22 protein-coding genes and 1 other RNA gene are annotated in these 20,589 nt (G+C 60.8%); 13 read left to right on the forward strand and 10 right to left on the reverse strand.

Annotation, left to right across the window (positions count from 1 at the left end):
* Nucleotides 1–129 precede the first annotated feature (129 nt).
* The 4 genes from ubiG to ssrA all read left to right on the forward strand — a co-directional run bounded on the left by ubiG (nt 130) and on the right by ssrA (nt 5,776).
* Nucleotides 130–846 (forward strand): bifunctional 2-polyprenyl-6-hydroxyphenol methylase/3-demethylubiquinol 3-O-methyltransferase UbiG, encoded by a 717-nt coding sequence (gene ubiG / locus R2N03_RS14045; RefSeq protein ID WP_316658261.1) that lies wholly within the window; start codon nt 130–132, stop codon nt 844–846.
* On the forward strand, nt 843–1,532 hold the full coding sequence (locus tag R2N03_RS14050) for an HAD-IA family hydrolase (RefSeq protein WP_316658262.1): 690 nt from the start codon (nt 843–845) through the stop codon (nt 1,530–1,532). The genes ubiG and R2N03_RS14050 overlap by 4 nt, the downstream gene beginning before the upstream one ends.
* 107 nt (nt 1,533–1,639) lie before the next feature.
* Nucleotides 1,640–5,386: a DUF748 domain-containing protein gene (locus R2N03_RS14055; protein ID WP_316658263.1), complete on the forward strand. Its 3,747-nt coding sequence runs from the start codon at nt 1,640–1,642 to the stop codon at nt 5,384–5,386.
* Nucleotides 5,387–5,418: 32 nt separating this feature from the next.
* Nucleotides 5,419–5,776, forward strand: a transfer-messenger RNA (tmRNA) gene (gene ssrA, locus R2N03_RS14060).
* Between the two features lie 309 nt (nt 5,777–6,085).
* Here the strand turns inward: ssrA and R2N03_RS14065 are convergent.
* Genes R2N03_RS14065 through phnC form a run of 5 tightly spaced genes read right to left on the reverse strand, consistent with a single transcriptional unit; the run spans nt 6,086 to nt 10,493 of the window.
* Nucleotides 6,086–6,970, reverse strand: a complete 885-nt coding sequence (locus R2N03_RS14065) for a LysR family transcriptional regulator (protein WP_004629222.1) — start codon at nt 6,968–6,970, stop codon at nt 6,086–6,088.
* Entirely contained in the window at nt 6,967–7,977 is a 1,011-nt protein-coding gene (locus R2N03_RS14070; protein WP_009238667.1) for a phosphonate dehydrogenase, read from the reverse strand. Before R2N03_RS14070 ends, R2N03_RS14065 begins: the two co-directional genes overlap by 4 nt.
* 24 nt (nt 7,978–8,001) lie before the next feature.
* Nucleotides 8,002–8,799, reverse strand: coding sequence for a phosphonate ABC transporter, permease protein PhnE (phnE, locus tag R2N03_RS14075; protein WP_009238668.1), 798 nt, complete (start codon nt 8,797–8,799; stop codon nt 8,002–8,004).
* Between the two features lie 12 nt (nt 8,800–8,811).
* Nucleotides 8,812–9,672 carry a phosphate/phosphite/phosphonate ABC transporter substrate-binding protein gene (phnD, locus tag R2N03_RS14080; protein ID WP_024973167.1) on the reverse strand — a complete coding sequence of 287 codons (861 nt, stop codon included), beginning with the start codon at nt 9,670–9,672 and terminating at the stop codon, nt 8,812–8,814.
* Nucleotides 9,673–9,674: 2 nt separating this feature from the next.
* Nucleotides 9,675–10,493 (reverse strand): phosphonate ABC transporter ATP-binding protein, encoded by an 819-nt coding sequence (gene phnC / locus R2N03_RS14085; protein ID WP_020200553.1) that lies wholly within the window; start codon nt 10,491–10,493, stop codon nt 9,675–9,677.
* A gap of 252 nt (nt 10,494–10,745) precedes the next feature.
* Between phnC and R2N03_RS14090 the strand changes: the two genes are divergently transcribed.
* The gene (locus R2N03_RS14090; RefSeq protein WP_009238671.1) at nt 10,746–11,465 is read left to right on the forward strand and encodes an NYN domain-containing protein; all 720 of its coding nucleotides are present in this window, start codon (nt 10,746–10,748) and stop codon (nt 11,463–11,465) included.
* A 97-nt stretch (nt 11,466–11,562) separates the two neighbouring features.
* Here R2N03_RS14090 and R2N03_RS14095 read toward each other — a convergent pair whose 3' ends face one another.
* From R2N03_RS14095 to R2N03_RS14115, 5 genes are read right to left on the reverse strand one after another with little or no spacing between them, the layout of a single operon-like run.
* The gene (locus R2N03_RS14095; RefSeq protein WP_004629233.1) at nt 11,563–12,042 is read right to left on the reverse strand and encodes a hypothetical protein; all 480 of its coding nucleotides are present in this window, start codon (nt 12,040–12,042) and stop codon (nt 11,563–11,565) included.
* Nucleotides 12,039–12,410, reverse strand: a complete 372-nt coding sequence (locus R2N03_RS14100) for a hypothetical protein (RefSeq protein WP_004629235.1) — start codon at nt 12,408–12,410, stop codon at nt 12,039–12,041. The genes R2N03_RS14095 and R2N03_RS14100 overlap by 4 nt, the downstream gene beginning before the upstream one ends.
* Complete coding sequence (locus R2N03_RS14105) at nt 12,410–13,801, reverse strand: recombinase family protein (protein ID WP_024973169.1); 1,392 nt, start codon at nt 13,799–13,801, stop codon at nt 12,410–12,412. The genes R2N03_RS14100 and R2N03_RS14105 overlap by 1 nt, the downstream gene beginning before the upstream one ends.
* Complete coding sequence (locus tag R2N03_RS14110; RefSeq protein WP_024973170.1) at nt 13,798–14,247, reverse strand: DUF2924 domain-containing protein; 450 nt, start codon at nt 14,245–14,247, stop codon at nt 13,798–13,800. Before R2N03_RS14110 ends, R2N03_RS14105 begins: the two co-directional genes overlap by 4 nt.
* Nucleotides 14,247–14,438: a hypothetical protein gene (locus tag R2N03_RS14115; RefSeq protein ID WP_024973171.1), complete on the reverse strand. Its 192-nt coding sequence runs from the start codon at nt 14,436–14,438 to the stop codon at nt 14,247–14,249. The genes R2N03_RS14110 and R2N03_RS14115 overlap by 1 nt, the downstream gene beginning before the upstream one ends.
* 227 nt (nt 14,439–14,665) lie before the next feature.
* Here R2N03_RS14115 and R2N03_RS14120 point away from each other — a divergent pair, with 227 nt between their 5' ends.
* From R2N03_RS14120 to R2N03_RS14155, 8 genes are all read left to right on the forward strand, one after another.
* Entirely contained in the window at nt 14,666–14,944 is a 279-nt protein-coding gene (locus R2N03_RS14120) for a helix-turn-helix domain-containing protein (protein ID WP_024973172.1), read from the forward strand.
* Nucleotides 14,945–15,781, forward strand: a complete 837-nt coding sequence (locus tag R2N03_RS14125) for a hypothetical protein (RefSeq protein WP_024973173.1) — start codon at nt 14,945–14,947, stop codon at nt 15,779–15,781.
* 102 nt (nt 15,782–15,883) lie between these two features.
* The gene (locus R2N03_RS14130) at nt 15,884–17,320 is read left to right on the forward strand and encodes a hypothetical protein (protein WP_024973174.1); all 1,437 of its coding nucleotides are present in this window, start codon (nt 15,884–15,886) and stop codon (nt 17,318–17,320) included.
* Between the two features lie 13 nt (nt 17,321–17,333).
* Nucleotides 17,334–18,266: a hypothetical protein gene (locus tag R2N03_RS14135; RefSeq protein ID WP_024973175.1), complete on the forward strand. Its 933-nt coding sequence runs from the start codon at nt 17,334–17,336 to the stop codon at nt 18,264–18,266.
* Between the two features lie 85 nt (nt 18,267–18,351).
* Nucleotides 18,352–18,615 (forward strand): helix-turn-helix transcriptional regulator, encoded by a 264-nt coding sequence (locus R2N03_RS14140; RefSeq protein WP_024973176.1) that lies wholly within the window; start codon nt 18,352–18,354, stop codon nt 18,613–18,615.
* A gap of 11 nt (nt 18,616–18,626) precedes the next feature.
* Nucleotides 18,627–19,109 carry a hypothetical protein gene (locus tag R2N03_RS14145; RefSeq protein ID WP_024973177.1) on the forward strand — a complete coding sequence of 161 codons (483 nt, stop codon included), beginning with the start codon at nt 18,627–18,629 and terminating at the stop codon, nt 19,107–19,109.
* Nucleotides 19,106–19,954 (forward strand): ATP-binding protein, encoded by an 849-nt coding sequence (locus R2N03_RS14150; RefSeq protein WP_024973178.1) that lies wholly within the window; start codon nt 19,106–19,108, stop codon nt 19,952–19,954. The genes R2N03_RS14145 and R2N03_RS14150 overlap by 4 nt, the downstream gene beginning before the upstream one ends.
* A gap of 5 nt (nt 19,955–19,959) precedes the next feature.
* Nucleotides 19,960–20,586, forward strand: a complete 627-nt coding sequence (locus R2N03_RS14155) for a hypothetical protein (protein WP_024973179.1) — start codon at nt 19,960–19,962, stop codon at nt 20,584–20,586.
* The last annotated feature ends 3 nt before the right edge of the window (nt 20,587–20,589 follow it).

Here is a 20,589-nt window from a genome sequence, read left to right on the forward strand (position 1 = left end):
CAACGCATGCGCGTTCGTTCACCTCTGTTTCAATGTGAAACCTTTTATCCCTGACGCGCGTCATTTGGTTGGGGCGATGCTTTTTGGTACATTTCCTCACCTAGCCGACACACCCAGGCGCAGCGCAACATGACCACCACTCACGCGAACGCCGATCCCGGCGAACTCGAAAAATTCAGCGAACTCGCCCACCGCTGGTGGGATCCGAACAGCGAGTTCAAACCGCTCCACGAAATCAACCCGCTGCGCCTGGACTGGATCCAGTCGCTCGCGCCGTTGAGCGGCAAGCGTGTCCTCGACATCGGTTGCGGCGGAGGCATCCTGTCTGAGAGCATGGCCCGTGCCGGCGCCGTCGTCAAAGGAATTGACCTGTCGCGCAAAGCATTGCGGGTGGCCGACTTGCATGGCCTGGAGGCCGGTGTGGCGGTGGATTACGAAGAGATCGCCGCAGAAGCCCTCGCCGCGCGCGAGCCGGCCAGCTTCGATGTTGTGACTTGCATGGAGATGCTGGAACATGTCCCCGATCCAGCCTCTGTTGTGCGAGCTTGTGCGACGTTGGTCAAACCGGGCGGTCACGTATTCTTCTCGACCATCAACCGCAACGCCAAGGCCTACCTGCTGGCAGTGATCGGGGCGGAGTACGTGCTGAACATGCTGCCGCGCGGCACGCACGATTACGCCAAGTTCATCCGCCCGTCCGAGCTTGCGTCCTTCGCGCGTCAGGCGGGACTGGAACCCGACCAGATGCGCGGCCTGGAATACAACCCGCTCACCGGCCGGTACGCCCTGACGTATGACACCAGCGTCAACTACCTGATGGCGACGCGCCGGCCGATCGACGCATGATGGTCCGCAAGTTTCCAAACCCGCTGGGTGCGGTGCTGTTTGACCTCGACGGCACGCTGGCAGATACCGCTCCGGACCTGGCCGCCGCGGCCAACAAAGTCCGTACTGACCGCGGGCTTGAGCCGTTGGCCTATGAAGCATTGCGCCCCGTCGCCTCACATGGCGCACGCGGGTTGATTGGCGTGGCCTTCGGAGTCGGGCCGCAAGATGCGGAATTCGAGTCGTTGCGGCTGGCCTTCCTGGCCAACTATGCGGCGGAAATCTGCGTCCGCACGCGGCTCTTTCCGGGCATGACCCACGTGCTGGCCGAACTCGGCCGGGCGGGCATCCCTTGGGGCATCGTCACCAACAAATCGGCGCGGCTGACCATGCCGCTGGTGGCACAACTCGCTTTTCCAGTGGCGCCCGCCTGTGTTGTCGCGGGTGACACCACGCCGCACGCCAAACCCCACCCCGCTCCCTTGCTGCACGCCGCCCAGTCGATTGGGATTGACGCCCGGCAAATCGTTTACGTGGGGGATGACCTGCGCGACATCGAGGCCGGCAGGGCCGCCGGCATGCCTACCATTGCGGCCAGTTACGGCTATTGTGGTAATGGACCGGCGCCTGAAGCCTGGCAGGCAGATGCCCTCATCGCGGGTGCCGCCGAACTGGTTCCACTGCTGCTCGAATCACAGCGTGTATAGGCAGGTTGCCTGGGCCGAAGCCCGGCGCCCTTCAAGACCGCTGCCTCCCCTCTGGACGCGGCGGTCGACCCACTGACACAACACGGCAGCTATCGCCGGACACTCGCATGAGCACCTCCCCCGATTCGCGTCCTGATCTGCAATCGCATGCCAACGGCTGGCGCGCATGGCTGAGCCGTGCCCGCAACACTGCCGGATGGCAACGCACCGTGCAGTTTGGCCAGCAGATGCGGGCTTCGAGGCGCACCAGGCGCGTCGGGTTGGGTGTGCTGATCTTTCTGGCGGTATTCGGACTGCTGGGCGCCGTGGGCGGCCCCCCGCTGCTGCGCCATCTGGCAGAAACGCAACTCAGCAAAGTGCTGGAGCGTCCGGTATCCGTGGGCAAGGTTCGCATCAACCCATATACCCTGCGACTGGAGGTTGACCAGATCCACATTGCCGAGCGCGATGGAAAGACGCCGTTCGTCGACATCGGCCATCTGCATGTCAATGCAGCATGGAGTTCGATTTTCCGCCGGGCACCCGTCATTGAGGAATTGAGCATCGAAGCACCGCATGTGCGCATCGTGCGTACCGCGGAGCAGCGCTTCAATTTCTCCGACATCATCGACAAGCTGAGCCAGCCCGAGAATCCGCCCAAGCCCAAATCGGCCGAACCTGCCCGCTTTGTCTTCGCCAATCTCCAGCTGACCAACGGTACGGTCGAGTTCATCGATCAGCCGCTCGGCACGCAGCACAGGGTGGACAACCTGCAGATTGGCGTGCCGTTTCTGGCCAACCTGCCGGCCGACGTCGATATCTTCGTGCAGCCGTTACTGGCCGCGCGCATCGACGGCGCGCCGCTGCACTTTGCCGGCAAGACCAAGCCCTTCGCCGATTCGCTCGAATCGAGCCTCAATCTCAAGGTCGAAGGCCTGGATCTCCCCCGCTACGTCGGCTACGTACCGGGCCCCTTGCCGGTGGCGGTGCCCCAAGGCAAGCTGACAACCGACCTGACGATCGACTTCCAGAAACCCAAAGGCGGTACGCCGGTGCTGCGCCTGCGCGGTACCGCTGGCCTCGACAACCTCGAAGTGATCGACGCCAAGAAATCGCCGCTCGTCACCGCCAAACAGGTACGAGCCGCGCTTACCGACGTACGCCCGCTCGACAACGTGTTCCACCTCGAAACGCTCACGCTGGATGGCGTACGCGTCGATGTCGCGCGCGGTCACGATGGCGCGCTCAATTTCGCGCAGCTCGGCAGCCAATCCGTGCCGGCCGATGCAAAAACAGCCAAACCCGAGCCTGCCCCCGGCACCCAGCCAAAACCACTGGACTTGCTGGTCAGCAAGCTCCAGGTGACCAACAGCGGCGTGCATTGGCACGACGCAACCACGCAGCCGGCTGCCGATCTGGCGCTGGAAGACCTCCACGGCGACGCGGCCGTCCGGACGCTGGGCGGCCCGACCGCGCTCGATGTCACCGCCAGGCAGGCGCAGGGCGGCACGCTGAACATCAAAGGGACGACGTCTCTGGAGAAGCACAACGCCGAACTGGAACTGAAGCTCGATGGCGTCAAGCTCGCCGGCATTGGGCCGTACCTGCGGCAAGCGGGCGCGCCTCAACTGCAGAGCGGCGCATTGTCGGCGGACGGCAAGGTCGTCCTCGATTTCGGCCCCGACAAGTTCAATGTGCAAGCCGAACCCTTGACCGCCAGCCTCGCCGATCTGTCGATGGCGCCTGCGTCCGGCAAGGAGACGGCGCTGCGTGCCAAGCTGATCCGCGCCGACGTGAAGCATTTCGATCTGGATGCACGCAGCATCGCCTTGAGCGACGTGCGTACCGACGGCCTGCAGGTGGATGCCCTGCGCAAGAAAGATGGCACCACGACGCTCACACTACTCAATGGGCCGCAAGCTGCCGCGACTGGCAAAGCCGGTGCCGCCCCCGCGCGAGCCGGCACATCGGGCGAGAAACCCTGGGCCGTGACGGTGCAGACCCTGCGGTTGGACAACAGCGCCGTCGGCTTTGAAGATCAGTCGAACGCGCGGCCGGTGAAGGTGCGGGTCGAGCCACTGAACGTCGTTGTGCAGAACGCTTCGACCGACCTCGGCAAACCGGTCAGCGTGCAAGTTGGCGCGGGCCTGGGCGCCAAGGGCAAGATCGACGTGCGCGGCGACGTGGTCCCGCAGCCGCTCAAGGCAGACCTGCGCGTCGCCACGCAAAACCTGTCGCTGGCTGGCTTCGATCCGTATCTCGACAAGTCGCTCAACGCGGCCATCACCAGCGCTTTGCTGACGATGGACGGCCGCCTGACGCTCAATCAGTCCAAGGCGCTGACGGTCAACTACCAGGGCAATGCGACGCTGGGCAACGTGCGTCTGCAGGATCGCGTCACTTCAGACGATTTCCTGCGCTGGCGCTCTCTCGCGCTCAACCGAATCCAGGTCCGCTACGACGGTGATACTCCACACGTGCGCGTGGGCGCAGTGGCACTGTCGACGTTCTATGCGCGGATCATCATCAATCCGAACGGACGCCTGAACCTGCAGGACATCCGCGTGCAGCCGGAAGAGGCGCGCCGCTCTCTGACCCAATCCGAGCCGGCGGCCGCCTCCGCGCCTGCCGCTGCACAGGCCGTTGCCCCGGCATCTGCCGTCGCCACTGCAGCACCCGCACCCAAGGCCGACGGAGCCGATCTGCGCGTCGATGCCATCACGCTGCAGGACGGCAACATCCGCTTCACCGACAACTTCATCAAGCCGAACTACACCGCCAACCTGACAGCAATCGGCGGCGCGGTGGGAACGATCAGCACCGCCGCCAGCCAGGTACCGGCCGACGTGACGTTGCGCGGCAGCGTCGACGGCACGGCACCCGTCGATATCCATGGCAAGGTCAATCCGCTCGCACCCACGGCCTTTGTCGATCTGACAGCCAAGGCCGACGGCGTGGAGCTGACCAATCTCACGCCCTATTCGGCCAAGTACGCCGGCTACCCCATCACCAAGGGCAAGCTGACGATGGATCTCCACTATCTGCTGGACCAGGGCAAGCTGACGGCGGACAACCACATCTTCATCGATCAGCTCACCTTTGGAGACCGCGTGGAGAGCAAGGATGCGACCAACCTGCCGGTCAGGCTGGCGGTGGCGCTGCTCAAGAACTCGCGCGGCGAGATCGACGTGCGCGTGCCTGTATCCGGCTCGCTTGATGACCCGCAATTCAGCATTGGCGGCGTGATCCTGCGCGCGTTCGTCAACCTGATCGCGCGCGCGGTCACGGCGCCTTTCTCACTGCTTGCCAGCGCTTTCGGCGGCGGCGGCGAAGAACTCGGCTACATCGAGTTCGACCCCGGCACGTCGAGCATCAGCCAGGCGTCGCAAGCCAAGCTCGACAAGCTGGCCACCGCACTCAAAGACCGTCCAGGCCTGAAGCTCGACATCATCGGCCGCGTCGACCCGGAATTCGACCGCGACGGCCTGCGGCGGGAGGCCGTTGAGCGCTCGATCCGCGAACAGAAGCTCAAGGACGCAGGCGACGCTGCCGAGGCAGACACCACTGTCAAGCCCGAGGAGGAAAACAAGTACCTTGAACGCGCCTATAAAGCCGCCAAATTCCCGAAGCCGCGCAACGTGATCGGCCTGGCGAAATCCCTTCCGCCCGACGAGATGCGAAAGCTGATGGAGACCAACGTTCAAGTGACGGAAGCGGACCTTCGCGAACTGGCCCAGCGTCGTGCCAACGCCGTCCATGTGGCGCTGGCGGAACGCGTGGATCCGGAGCGTCTCTTCGTGGTCGCGCCCAAGCTGACAGCCGAGGGCATCAAGGACAAAGGCAAGACGACGCGGGTTGATTTCTCGCTGAAGTAACCCATCTATGGGATAATCGATTCTTCCTTACTGGGGCCGACCTGGTTTCGACGTGGGTTGCGAAGCAGTGGAGGGCATACCGAGGACCCGTCACCTCGTTAATCAATGGGAATGCAATAACTGCTAACGACGAACGTTACGCACTGGCAGCCTAAGGGCCGCCGTCCTCGCACTGGCTCGCTGACGGGCTAGGGTCGAAAGACTAGCGAGGTCATCTACGTCAGATAAGCTCTAGGTGAGTCACGGGCCTAGAGACGAAAACTTAGTGAATCGCCGTCGTAGAGCGTGTTCGTCCGCGATGCGGCGGTTAAATCAAATGACAGAACTAAGTATGTAGAACTCTCTGTGGAGGGCTTGCGGACGCGGGTTCGATTCCCGCCGGCTCCACCACTATTTGAAAAACCAACCGTTCTCGGTTGGTTTTTTTTCGTCTGTTCCCCCCAGTGTTGGCGTGGTTTCCAGGCCTGGTCTCACGAGCGCCACCTCTGCAAAGGCGGCCTTTCCGCCCCCGCCGACGCATCTCTGTTCTCCGTTTTCTCTGGTGGCCACGCGAGCGTTCTCGAGGTCATTTCCTTTGCTGGCGCGGGTTTAGATGCGGTCGGTTGTAGTCGGCAACTCCTGTAGGGGTGGCGACTGAGGGTGACGATATGCACCGCTACGCGGTAGGCTACTCCCGGCCAGAAGCAGGCATTCGTTTTGCTATTTATATTCTATTGAGCCTAAATCCGGAGAATGGAGAATCAAATCTGCAAGGCTTGCCACCGGACCGCTTAACGAAGTTTCTGAGCGATGTACGAGATAAAGATCTTTGTAAACATCTTCTTCAATCGGAATTGCATGTAACCATCCGCTTGCCTGTTCATGCTTGACCGCGCTTTCCATCACAAGCGAGATTCCTAGCCCTGCGTGGACCGCGTGTTTGACCGCCTCGGTGCTACCTAACTGCATACCCACTGTGAACTCTGCCGAGTCGGCACCGGCATATTGTTGTAGTAGGCGCCCAGTTCCGGTAGCCGCTTCGCCTCCAAGCAAGTTCTGGGATTTTAACCACTTAAGTGGAATGGTCGACTCGGCAGCCCAAGGATGGCCGGGGCGAACAATGACAACCATCCTCTCGCGCCGCCATACTGTTGAGACGAACCCAGGACGTGAGTCCCACCACTCCATTACCGCTACATCCACTTCAAGCGTTTCCAGCAAAGCGGCAATCTCGATATTTTTGCCGATCCTCACATCGATCTTGTTTGCTAATTTATCTTGGAGCGCCTTGATATAGGGTTGTAAAAGATAAATGCCGATATTGGAGCTTGCACCAACGACCAGGCTTTTATTGTGGAGGGCTGCCGTAGCCTTATGGCTAGTACGGAGCAATTGTTCCGCATAGGGGAAAAAAATCTTTCCCTCCAATGTCAGGCTTTGCGGCATTGTTGCGCGGTCAATCAGCCGGGCCTGCAAAGACTGCTCCAGCCGCTTGATATGCTGCGTTACTGTTGGCTGGGACAATCCAGTTTGCTTCGCCGCTTCGCGAAAGCCCCCGCATTTGACGACGGCAATGAACGTCGCCACACGCTCCAGATCTATCACGCCGCCTTTACTCCCGGATACGGCTGATTAATCGCGCCCATCGGTTTTTCACCAGCGAGTGCCTGGATGATGTTCATCGCTGCCTGCCGCTCGATTTCAAGCCGAACTTCCTTGACCGCCGATCCCAAATGCGGCGTAAAAAACGTTTGTGCCGTATTGTCGAGCAGCGCCTTGGGGATAGCCTGCGGGCGATCAGCGCGTATCCATTCTTCCATCTCGAAGACATCGGCTGCATATCCAGCTAGTTTTCCAGACGCCAGTGCTGCTATCACCGCATTCTCATCCACGACCGAGCCGCGACATGCATTGATCAGGTAGCTACCGGTTTTCATCTTGGCCAACGCGGTGGCATCGATCAGATGCAGTGTCTCTGCGGCCATCGGAACCATCGGCACGACATAATCACATTTTTCGAGCAGTTCATCGAGCGTGACGCGCTGTACGTGCCAAGCCTTTTCTTGTTCGGCATTGAGCGGAATCGGATCGCAATACAAGAGATTCATTTCAAAGCCAGCCAAGCGCTGGGCGATTGCACGGCCGACCGCCCCCATACCAATGATGCCAAGCGTTTTTCCTGTCAAACCAGAGCCATATAGTGTCGGCCGCCAGCCTTGGAAGTGTCCGCTACGGATTTGCCTATCGCCTTCCAGCATATGCCTTGTCAAACCGAGAAGAAGGCCGATAGTCAGTTCAGCGGTCGGGATCGTAAGCAAATCCGGCACAATCGTAAGCCATACACCGTGGCGTGTGCAGGCGTTGACATCGAAGTTATCATAGCCTTTAAGCGCGGCGCCGATGACACGCAGCTTTGGACATTCCTCGAGAAACGCGCTGTCGATGCTGTCCGGCATGAAAGCCATGAGTGCATCCGCATCTTTGGCTCGCGCAATTACCTCAGAACGCGGCAAGGTTTCCCGTGTGGTGTTGGGGATAACATCGGCGCTAGCGGACAACAATTCGATGATTTCCGGGTGCACCCAGTGGGTGAGGACGACTTTGGGCTTCATAAAAACCTTTGTAAGCTTTGGGAGTTATTTGAACTTGCGACGCAGGAAGGAGCTGAAGGCGTCGACGAGGGTAACCATGCCTAAAATAACCAGCAAAATAGCCGAGACATCCTGGTATTGCATGATGCGCAGAGAGCCCATCAGCTCGAACCCGATTCCACCGGCGCCGACCATGCCCATCACGGTCGAAGCACGGAAGTTGTATTCCCATCGATAGATCGCGGTATCGGCCATTTGCGGAAGCACTTGGGGAAAGATCCCATGAAAAATCACCTGCAATGGCGTGCAGCCCGCTGCATGCGCGGCTTCTACCGGTGCCGGATCGGCATGTTCGATCGATTCCGAAAAAAATTTGGCGATCATGCCAACCGAATGTAAGCCTAGGGCTAAAACACCCGGCAATGCGCCGAAGCCAACGGCTGCCACGAACAGGATGCCCATGATCAGTTCGGGTATCGATCGCAAAGCGTTTAACAGGCCGCGTGTGGCTTGATACACGAGTGGATGAGGGCTAGTATTCCGCGCGGCGAGCACTCCTAAGGGAATGGATAGCAATACCGCGATTGCCGTGCCGGCGATACTCATGGCCAAGGTATCCAGTACCGGTTTGACCCAGGTGCCAGCCTGCGAGAAGTTCGGTGGGAACATCTCGCCGGCAATTTTTACCAGGCTTGGCATGCCATCCTTCAATCGCTCGGCATCAAATAGGCCGACGTAATACCAGCAACCGATCACAATCGCCAGCACAACGGCAAACTGCAGTATCGTGCGGTTCCATACGCGCTGGCGCTCGGCCAGAATCAAACCAAAATCAGCTTGCATGCTGTCGCTCACTTAGAACTTCGACAGATCGAGCTTGAGCAGTGTGCCAAGGCTGCGCACCACGTCATAGTCTTTGTCGCTGATCGGGCCGAAACCATCGGCTTTGAAAGGTTTCAGGACTTCCGGATCTTTGAGATTCAAGAAGGCTGCACGGATCTTTTCCTTCAGTTCCGGCTTCAGATTGCTGCGCATGGTCCACGGGTATTGCGGATATGGCTTCGATTCGGCAAGAACTTTTACTTTGTTGGGATCGACCAGTCCGCGCTGAACCAGGGATTCAAAAATCGGCTTACTCAAGCCGCCAGCCTGCGCGTGACCGTTTTGCACGGCCATGGCCACCGCGTCATGCGCACCGACAAAGTGTTCGCGATAGTTTTCGCCGGCTTTCAAACCGTTTTCCGCCAATATCGACTTCGGAATCAAATGGCTGGAGGTGGATGCCTTATCACCGTAAGCGACATTCTTGTTGACGATATCACTGATTTTGGCGATGCCGGCGCCAGTATTGGCGATCAATACGGACTGGTAGGTAGTGCTACCCTTTTGCTTCATCGCTGCGAATGGCTCGATGTCGCTCTTTTGCTTAGCCAGCACATACGACAAGGGGCCAAAATATGCCATGTCGATACGGCCGTGACGCATGGCTTCGATCATTGACGAGTAATCAGTGGTAACCACCAGCTCAATTTTCTTTCCCAGCTCTTTTTCCAGATAGATTTCGAGCGGCTTGTTGTTTTTAATTACGGTCGATGCGTTTTCGTCCGGCAGTAGCGCAACTTTGAGCGTTTCTGGATCGGGATTGGATGATGCATGGCCAATGCTGCAGACGGCGGCAAGCAAGACAGACATTAATGCGGATGCGAGTTTTTTCATAATCAATCCTTTACGGTAGCAAGTTGCATGGGAAATGAAGTATCGATAAGCCGTTCCTCTCGAGCGTCTTGTGGAACGCTCAAAGAAGAACGGGGTACTTGTTCATACAGCGTGTCGTAACTGGCTTGATCCAAAGTCTGCGGTGCGGCATCAAAAATGACTCGGCCATGGGACAGGCCAATAATACGGTCGGCATAACGTTGAGCGAGGTCTACCTGATGCAGGCTGACGACCGCCGAAATCCCGTCCTCTTTACAAATGCGGTGCAGCAGACTTAGCACTCGCTCTGCAGTAGCAGGATCGAGGCTGGCTACCGGTTCATCAGCCAACACCAGTTTAGGTTGCTGAGCCAGAGCCCGGGCAATACCGATGCGTTGCTGCTGGCCGCCGCTCAATGCGTCGACACGGCTTAAGGCTTTGTGCAATAAGCCGACTCGGTCCAGACTTTGCAGGCATATGGATTGATCCTTCGCCGGGAGGGGGAATAGACTGCGTAATGCCGTGTGGTAGCCCATTCGGCCCATCGAAACGTTTTGCAAAGCCGTCAGTCGGCCAATCAATTGATGCTGTTGAAACACCATGCCAGTCTGTCGGCGATGCATGCGCAATGCACGCGAGTTCGCCAAATTTCCTAAGCCGGCGACAATGGTGGTGCCGCGCTGCGACGCATGCAGCGAATTAATACAGCGAAGTAGCGTGGATTTTCCAGCGCCGGAAGATCCGAGCAATACGGTGAACTGTCCCTGATGGAGTTTGAGAGTGGTGGGATACAGTGCAATCGCATCACCATAACTGACTGAGACATTCTGTAGTTCGATCATGACACCTCCGGCAGATTTGAATTCGTAATCAAAAATGATGACCTGATTACGAATCTGAATTGCAGCGATGGTAATGTCGTGATATGACACCCTGATGACTCGTTGATGTCATTTTTGTGACATGGTCGCGGGTGCCTGTGAGGGAAATAAGTTGTGCTATCTATGCCAAATATAGACGTCTGCTATCGGCCACGACCGGTCGTTTGCTTACGACAGCTATCGGGTAGGCTGTCGGAAGGAGAAAACAAGACAATGGCACAAGACGCACTTCGGCTCGCTGTACTCATCGACGCGGACAACGCCAGCGCAGCGGTTATCAAGGAGCTGCTGGAGGAGGTCGCGAAGTACGGGGTCGCGACTGTGAAGCGCTCCTACGGTGACTGGACTACGCAAAACCTGGTGGGTTGGAAGGATCACCTCCACCGCCATGCAATCCAACCGATGCAGCAGTTCGCCTACACCAAGGGCAAGAACAGCACGGACAGCGCCTGCATCATCGACGCCATGGACTTGTTGTACGGAGGCAATGTAGATGGCTTCTGTCTCGTCAGCAGCGACAGCGATTTCACTCGACTTGCCACTCGCCTACGGGAGGCCGGCAAGGTCGTTTATGGGTTCGGGGAACGCAAGACTCCAGACGCTTTCATCGCGGCTTGCGACAAGTTCGTCTTCGTTGAGGTGTTGAAACAACCTGCCACAGGCGTAGACCCTGGGTTACCCGTACAGGTGAAAGACGTTCCGCCCCTTCACGGTCTGCTGTCGCACGCAGTGAAAGAGACACAGCGTGACACGGGCTGGTCGTCGCTCTCAGCCGTAGGCTCCTTCATCAGCAAAAACCACGCATCATTTGATCCGCGGAACTACGGCTTCAGCAAGCTCAGCGACCTGGTGCGCAAGCAACACCACTACCTGGAAGTCAAGGAGACCACAGATGCTGCAGGCTTCAATCACTTGCACATCAAGCTGAAGTAGTCCCATTTGGATGACCCAGCCTCCTCATGCGCGCGTGAGTGCTTCCGGGAGGTCAAATCACGCAACTCGCTGGCGGCATTGGGTCGAAAGTGTTAGTTCAACTTTGGACAGTATCGTGCAGTACTAGTTTCTGGGCAGCCCAGCCGTTGGGCAAGGGGCGGCGCATCACCTTCTCCAGCACGGCATCGGGCGAGCCCACCAGCCGTTCCACGACCTCCGGGGCCAGGAGCGTCAGCCGCATGACCCGGCGCACCTGCGTCACGTCCATGCCTTCGGCCTCGGCGATCTCGGCTACTGATGCCGCCCGCTGCTCATCCAGAAGGCGTTGCCAGTGGTGCGCCAGTCCGAGCGCCCGCATCAACGCGGTGTCCTGCGCGGCCGACCGGGCTTCCCGCTCCCGGGTGGCCTCGGACAGGAATTCCTGTGGAGCGTCCAGGGGCGTGATGACCTGCTTCTTCAGCCCCCGCTTCACCAGCGTCCAGGGCACGAAGGTTTCCAGTTGCACGCCGCCTGCTGGACTCGGCAGTTGATAGGTGACCGGATCACCCTTGAACCGGCCCCGGTGCTTCTTGCTCATGCGTCCTCCTCAAAGCGCTTCACGATCTGGCGTTGCGCCTCCCAATCCACCGGCAGCGGGTTGCGCTGGAACCAGATCAGGTTCATCCGGCGAGGCTGCCGCCCGGCCATCAGCAGTTCGAGGATGTCGGGCGCGAGCAGGCTCAGGCGCATCAGTTCGTTGGTGACCGATGGGTGTAAGCCTTCGGCCCGGGCGATCTCCGAGCCACTCTTCATCTCGCCGGTGTCCACGAGGTGCTGCCAGTAGAAACCGCGTGCCACCCCCTCCAGCAACGTCACATCGTGAACATGGCGGTCGTCGGCGGCCACGCGCCGCGCGCCCCGGCGGCGGAATGTCAGTGGCACGAAGGTTTCCAGTGTGTCGTTCATCAGGCCTCCACCTCCACCAGTTCCGCGCCGATGCCTCTCCGGGCGAACTCGCCGATCAGGGCGTCCCAGCCCAGTTCCCGCCACTTCACCTTGATGCCCTGCACCTCGCCGACGTGGACGAGGTCGATGCGCTCGATCATCAGGTTGGCGATGCGGTGGCGCTCCACCGGGAACAACTGATCCCACACGTCGTTGAGCCGTCCCATCGCCATCACCGTGGTGGCCTCGTCGATCTGTCCGCCCTTTGTTTTCTGGTTCTGCTGGATGTGGCGCACCACCGATGCGATGGATTCCGGGCTGGTCAGCACGGTGCGGATTTGGGCCACCACTGCCGCCTCAATCTCCGGTGCAGGCAGGCGTTCGTAGCTCTTGCCCGGTGCTCCGAACCGGCTTTCCGACTTGGACACGTAGTAGTGGTACTTGCGCCCGTTCTTGCGTGAGTAGGTCGGGTACATCCGTTCGCCCGAGGGGGCGTACAGCAGGCCGCGCAGCAAGGCGTCGGTGCGCGACCGGATCTTGGTTTCCACCGACCGGGCGTGTCCATCCCTGGCCAGCACCGTGTGGACCTTGTCCCAAAGCTCCTGGTCGATGATCGGCGGGTGAGCGCCGGGGTACCAGTTCCCCTTGTGCGACAACTCGCCCAGGTAGATGCGGTTGCGCAGCAGCTTGTGCAGGTACTTTTTGTCGATGCGCGTGCCCTTGCGGGTCTGGCCCTCCTGCGTCGTCCAGGCCTTGGTAGTGATGCCGTCGGCGGTGAGATTGACGGCGATCTGGGTTGGAGAACCAATGGTCAGCATCTCCTCGAAAATGCGACGCACCACCGCCGCCTCGGCCTCGTTGATGACCAGCAGGCGGTTGTCGACGTCGTAGCCCAGGGGCGGGACGCCACCCATCCACATCCCCTTGCGCTTGGCGGCGGCGATCTTGTCGCGGATGCGCTCGCCGGTGACCTCGCGCTCAAACTGGGCGAAGGACAGCAGGACGTTGAGCATCAGCCGACCCATCGAGGTGGTGGTGTTGAACTGCTGGGTGACCGACACAAAGGACACCCCGTGGCGTTCGAACACTTCAACCATCTTGGAGAAGTCGGCCAAGCTGCGCGTCAGGCGGTCGATCTTGTAGACCACCACGATGTCGATCTGGCCGCGCTCGATGTCCGCCATCAGGCGTTTCAGCCCCGGCCGATCCGTGTTGCCGCCAGAGAAGCCGGGGTCATCGTAGTCGTCGGCCACCGGAATCCAGCCCTCGGATCGCTGACTGGCGACGTAGGCGTGGCCCGCCTCCTTCTGCGCGTCGATGGAGTTGAACTCCTGGTCAAGTCGTTCATCCGAGGACACCCGGCAGTAGACGGCGCAGCGCTTGCGGGCCTTGGTGCTGGCAATATCGCTCATCGCGCACCTCCCTTGCTCAGGCCAAAGAACAGCGGCCCCGACCAGTGCGCGCCCGTGATGTGGCGGGCCACCGCCGTCAGGCTCCTGAAGTTGCGCCCCTGGTACTCAAACAGCCCCTCGGCGGTGACTGTCACCCGATGTTCGCGCTCGCCCCATTCGCGCAGCAGGATCGTGCCCGGCGCGAAATCGAACTCGCGCGGCTTGGCCCGCAGCTTGATCTTGGAGTGTTTTGCGCCGATGGCTTCCAGGCGCTGCTTGGTCTCGGGCGCAAGGCCACCGAAGGCTTCCTCCTGCAGCTTGTAGGCGAGACGGGACTCGACGTGCGTGCGGTTGGGGTAGTCCGGGCGACGCGGGAAATACTGATCCCACACCGTCCAGAGCTCGGACATCGGCAGGCAAGCCAGCTCCGCAATCCGCGCGGCGACGGATGCTTGTTTCTCGTTCATCACAACTTCTCCTCTTGATAGGGGGTTGTATGAACGCGCTGGTCGGGCAGGAAGCCAAGGCCAACTTCTCTCTGTTTTGGCGCTTCTGCGACGACGGTGCGGACGATGGCGGCCGCAAGGATGGCGGTGATTTCACCAGCGCGGGCGCTGGCGGACATCTCTGAGGGAGATGCGAGTTCGAGGTTCTTCATGACGGCTCCGAGGAATTGCAACCGTCTCAGATGATGTGCGCGATGTTCCGAAGCGGATGGCAATTCCGGGTAATCGGGCTCATCTGGTGGCCCGGCCTCGATGCCCCGGCAGGCCAGCGGCGCCTGTCTAGCAGGGAACCGGATTGCGCGTTAACGAAACAGTTGACAGGTGCCGATCTGCTCGATACGATGGCGTCAATTAACTAATCACGCAATTGGGTCACAAAATGGCATTTGGTGCCTACATCAGACTGAAGAGGGAGGCGAAGGGCATTCAGATGAATGACTTCGCCCGGCAGCTGGACATCTCGCCTGCCTACTGGTCGCGCATAGAGCGCGACATCGAGAAGCCGCCCAAGGACGAGCTGATCCGCAAGGCGGCAGAAATCCTTGGCGAGAATGTCGACGACGCCTTTGTTGAGGCCAGCCGCCTTCCGCCAGACATGCGCGACGACGTGGGGGGCCTGGTACGGATGTATCGCAAGCAAGCGACGGGGGACAAGTGAATGCCGGTGTTGACTCTTGGCTACCGGCATTGCGACCGAAAACGCCCCAGCTACATCAAGAATTCCGAGATTGAGGGCATCGCCGTTTTGGCCCGCCAGCAACTGGTGGAGGCGGCTGCCGATGCCATCCCGCTCGCAACCCTGAGCGCCATCTCCGGCCTGAAGATCAACGGCGTGGTCTTCGACCTGTTCGTCGGCACCGGGAATGTTGTGCATGACGAATGCGGCAACCCTGTTCTGGGCATCTGTGAGTACGACCCCGGCGTGCCGGACACGGCGATGGTGTCGGTGTCGCCGGTTGGCGTGAACGCCAGCGAGGAACTGGTACTGAGCACCCTCGGCCACGAACTCGGCCACGCCATTTTCGATGCGCCAGGATGGATCGTCGATGCCAGCAAGGGGCCGGGTCTGTTCGATGAACCCAGCGACGCGGCGCGGCGCGCCTACCGCACGACCACACGCGACGTCGAGCACTTGGCGAAAGTCACGCCCGTCGCCGAGGCGGCTGCGACGCCCTCCCTGGCGATTCCGGGCCACACCACCAAGGAAGAATACTTCGCCGAGCTGCGTGCCAACGAGTTCATGGGGTCGCTGCTGGTGCCGCGCCAGCGGTTGAATCTGGCTGTCGAAGAGATGGCTGCGCAACACGGCGTGACGATCCATCGTAGCCCGTCGCTCGACCCCGAGTTGCCCGGCACCAGTCTTTACCTGACGGCTGATGGCGACATCGAATGTTTGCAGAAGGCCGTGGCCAAGCGCTTCGGCGTCAACCGGCGGTTCATCCAGGTGCGGATGGAGCGCTATGGCCTTCTCAAGCCGGGGGCCAAGATCTTCTGATCAAAGCCTTCGTCCCGCCGCCGACTGCGTGTCGGCTTTTTTTGAACCGCTCAGTTAACCACTCGCGCAATCGCGCACTTCGTTTAGAAAAGGAAATTGCCTATGCCAGCGGACGAACAAATCATCGCTCAAGAACACAACCAGCCGACCGCCGCGCCGCAGCAGTCCGCGAAGCAGGCGCGATCCCGCCAATCGGACGATGGCCCGGAAATCCTGCCGTGTATGGAGCACTTCGTGACCCTGGTGCGCAAAGCCAAGCGCCCCGGCCTCGCCTTGCTCCTGGTCGAGCGCGCCAGCGCTACGTCGCTGCCGGAAGTGGCGGCGCTGACAGACGCTGCCAAAGGCATCCTGGCGGTGCAGTCGCGCAAGGCGATGTTCCACGCCGTCGCCAAGCTCGGCTCGGACGTCCAGCAGCGCATTGAGCGGGCGGCCGAGCGCGTGGTGCTGCTCGATGACGAGTACGGTGCGCAGGCCGTCCAGTCTCTCCTTGACGACGAGGACATCAATGACGCAGCGATCATGGCCGCGCCGAGTGATCGCTACAGCCGGGCCCTATTTCTCTGCCTGCTGCAGGACTTTCCGGAGACCGGTGCCACGCGCGATCAGCGCTTCGACAATGCCGAGCGCGTGCAAGTGATGCATCGGCAATGGAAGAGCGAGAACTACTCCAGCCACTACCTCGGCCCGAAGGGCGTGGTGCCGAGCATTGATGCCGACGTTGAGGGTGTATTGCGCGGGCGCATTTCGGCGCTGTTCCCGCAAGTGGCTCCCGACCAAATCATCATCGAGCAGTTCACGCGCCGTGATCTCGCGCATGCCGACCGCTGCGGCGGCAAGGACTCTGACGAGGTCACGCCCGTGCTCCTGCACACCCTGACTGCAACCTTCAACGGGTCGACGGCGCACTTTCGGCAGGTTGCCAACGGCGAGGTGGTCGAGCACGAAGAACCTGCAGCGATGTCGGCCAGCTTTTCGTGGGAGCCCGGCACCGGTGCGCTCGGCGTGTTCTGCGAAGACCGTGAGGTGCGCCGTGAACTGGCGACCATCTTCCGCGATGTCGTCTTGGCGTGCGACGGGGAGATCAACGACATGCCGATGCGCGAATTCGACCTGTTCGGATTCTCGACACCGGCGATGCTCAAGCGCATCGAGCAGGAGCGAGTGGCGGGCATCGAAAAGATTTCGATCTTGCAGATCAAGGTGGCGCGGCCGTTCGAGCAGCAAACCACCGACGCGGCCAACGGACGTGAGTTGATCCAGCATCTGTCGAGCACGATGCTGATCGGCAAGGATCGGCGCGACACCCGGCAGATTTATCAGGTCGCCTATGACGACTATGGCATCGACGACTTGACGGAATACACGCTGGCGCAGGTGAAGTTGGTAGTCAGGATGGCCAAACAGCCGCACCGCAAGGCCCACAACGTCGCCGTCCAAATCACGTCGCCGAACGGTCTGAACGACAAGAGCAAGACCGAAGATGACCGAAAGCGCGTTCTGGAACAGCTCACGCGAATTGGGGTGCTCCGTGAGTTCTGAAGGCGCTACCGCAATGTCGGCGCATCTGAGCTTTCTGGCAGTGCTGGAGCGGCTGCCCCGGGTTGAGTCCCGCGTCATGGCGGCGGCGCTCGGACGATGCAGACCAACGTTCCTGCAACGACGATGGGTCACGGAAGAGGACTACCTCAGCCATGTGATGGTCCCCGTCCGGGATTCGGAGCAGGAAGTCGAGGTTGAGATCGATCAGGATGCGGCGGTGTACCGGTACCGCAGCCCGCAGCAGCGATCACGAACAGTTGAGCGACCTCTTGCCGACATCGCGTTGTACGCCCTCCAGGTGGATGCGTGGCTCGCCGACTTGGCGTCCTTGATCGGCATCGAAGATCGACAGCGTTCCGACCGCCGACATCGCGTGCCGGGCCACCTGTGGCACCTCGGGGAAGTGCGAATCGCGGGCACCCACGACTTCGCCCCGGTGTTCGTTGCCCGAGCGTGGGAGCGTGCTCCTGTTGCCGCGATGACCTCGGTTTTGAGTGATCCGATCTGGCCGCGTGGCGGCATCGTGTTGCGGCATCAGCGAGATCCAGTTGAGCTGCCCCGCGACCATGTCATGCGCGGTCTGGACGAGTTCGTTCGCGTGGACGACGGTCAGGACGCTTTCGACGCGAGCGCATTCGACAGGGTGCTGCGTGGCTTCATCACCCCCACCGGTGCGCCGGAGCCAGAGCAGTTCTTCCAAGGCAATCGTTTGAAGTTGCCGCACTTCTCCGAATCACGCGAGCTGTCTGCGGAGCGGGCCAAGATCGTCAAGCAGATGTGGAGTGCCGACGGAAAGAACGCGCCCGAAGTTTCCTGGGCCGAGGTCAACAGGATCGCCAATACCGGCTACCAGTCGTTCGATGACGCCTTCGGCGGAAAGGCTGAGCGCGAGGACGTGATCGCATTGGTCAAGCGCGGCAAATACCGCCTGCGACGCAACCCATAAACGCGCCCATAAATCAAACCAGACACGGGCCATAAACCCGTGCGGAGACTTCGATGTGCCCATTTCATCTAGGAGGCACATCGAAATGCAAACCCAAGTTCCATCAATCGAATCCGGTCGGAATCCGCGCCGGATGAATCCCGGCGGTGCAACCTGCATCGCCCTCGACGAAAACGAGCTCGCCATCCGCTGGGGGCTCTCCGTCAAGACGCTGCGCCGCTGGCGTCAAGAGCAGCTCGGCCCCATCTACTGCAAGCTCGGTCGCCGGGTCACCTACCTCCTGCACGAAATCGAAGCCTTCGAGCGCCGCGTCTCGCGCTACTCGAGCTTCACTCGTGCGTACCAGTGAGGAGGACGGCCATGAGCGATCTGACCATCTTCCCCGTCGACATCGCTGAGATGTCTGTGAGCCAACTGGCCGCGCTGCCGCCCGAGCAGAAGTGCGAGGTCGACAAGAACCTTGATGCTGCCATCGACTGGCTAAAGAAGGCTCGCACCAAGTTCGATGCGGCGCTGGAACAGTGCTACGGCGAGCAGGCCCGTGTCGCACTGCGTGAATCCGGCCGTGACTTTGGTACCGCCCACATCAGCGACGGCCCGCTGCACATCAAGTTCGAGCTGCCCAAAAAGGTCAGCTGGAACCAGAAACAGTTGGGCGAAATCGCCGAGCGCATCGTGGCCTCAGGCGAGAAGGTCGAGGGCTACCTCGACGTCAAGCTCTCAGTGTCCGAGTCCCGGTACATCAACTGGCCGCCCGCATTGCAGCAGCAATTCGCGGCCGCCCGCACGGTCGATTCCGGCAAGCCGTCCTTCACCCTGAGCACCGATGGGGGTGAGGCATGAAGCGGCTACCCATCGTGTCCGCCGTCGAGCGGATGGCCGAGCGCAAGGGCGTGAAGCTGCTGATGCTGGGCAAGTCCGGCATCGGCAAGACGTCTCGGCTCAAAGACCTCGACCCCGCCACCACACTGTTCCTTGACATCGAGGCAGGCGACTTGGCGGTCGCCGACTGGCCGGGCGACACCATCCGCCCGGCGTCCTGGCCCGAGAGCCGCGACTTCTTCGTGTTCCTTGCGGGCCCGGACAAGTCGCTGCCGCCGGAGAGCGCGTTCTCGCAGGCGCACTACGACCACGTCATCGAGAAGTTTGGCGATGCGACGCAGCTCGGTCGCTACCAGACCTTCTTCCTTGACTCGATCACGCAACTGTCTCGCCAGTGCTTTGCGTGGTGCAAGACGCAGCCCGGGGCGGTCAGTGATCGTTCCGGCAAGCCCGATCTGCGCGCGGCCTACGGGCTGCTCGGCCAGGAAATGATCGGCGCGTTGACCCACCTGCAGCACGCCCGTGGCAAGAACGTTGTGTTCGTGGCGATCCTCGATGAGCGACTGGATGACTTCAATCGCAAGGTGTTCGTCCCGCAGATCGAAGGCAGCAAGACCAGCCTGGAGCTGCCCGGCATCGTCGATGAGGTCGTGACGCTGGCCGAGATCAAGGCCGAGGACGGCAGTTCCTACCGCGCCTTCATCACGCACACCGTCAATCCCTACGGCTTCCCGGCCAAAGACCGCAGCGGTCGTCTCGACCTGCTGGAGCCGCCGCATCTCGGCGCGCTGATCGCCAAGTGCGCGGGCGCTGTCCCCGCGCTAGCCAGCGCCGCCAACCCCGCACACATCGAATCTCAGGAGTAATCGCAATGACCGCATGGAATGACTTCAACGACGCCGACTCTCAGCAATCCGGCTTCGATCTGATCCCCAAGGGCACCGTCGTGCCGGTGCGAATGACCATCAAGCCGGGTGGCTATGACGACCCCGAGCAAGGCTGGGGTGGCGGCTACGCCACCGAATCGTTCGAGACCGGTTCCATCTATCTGGCCGCCGAGTTTGTGGTCACCGCTGGCGATCATGCCAAGCGCAAGATGTGGAGCAACGTCGGCCTGCTCTCCAAGAAAGGCCCGACCTGGGGCCAGATGGGGCGCAGCTTCATCCGGGCCGCGCTCAACAGCGCCCGCAACGTCCACCCGCAAGACAACAGCCCACAGGCCGCCGCCGCGCGCCGCATCAATGGCTTCGCCGAACTGGACGGTCTGGAGTTCTTGGCGCGCGTCGACATCGAGAAGGACGCCAAGGGTCAAGACCGCAACGTGGTGAAGCTGGCAGTCGAGCCCGACCACCCCGACTACGCCAAGTTGAAAGGTGTGCCGCCGAAGGGCAGTCCGGGCGGTGGCAACTCCGGCGCTCCCGCGCAGGCGGCCCCGGCCTATTCCGCGCCCACCCCGCAACGCGCACCAGTGACGGGCAAACCGTCCTGGGCTCAGTGAGGA

It is taken from the genome of Ralstonia condita, assembly GCF_958405655.1.
Taxonomy (GTDB): domain Bacteria; phylum Pseudomonadota; class Gammaproteobacteria; order Burkholderiales; family Burkholderiaceae; genus Ralstonia; species Ralstonia condita.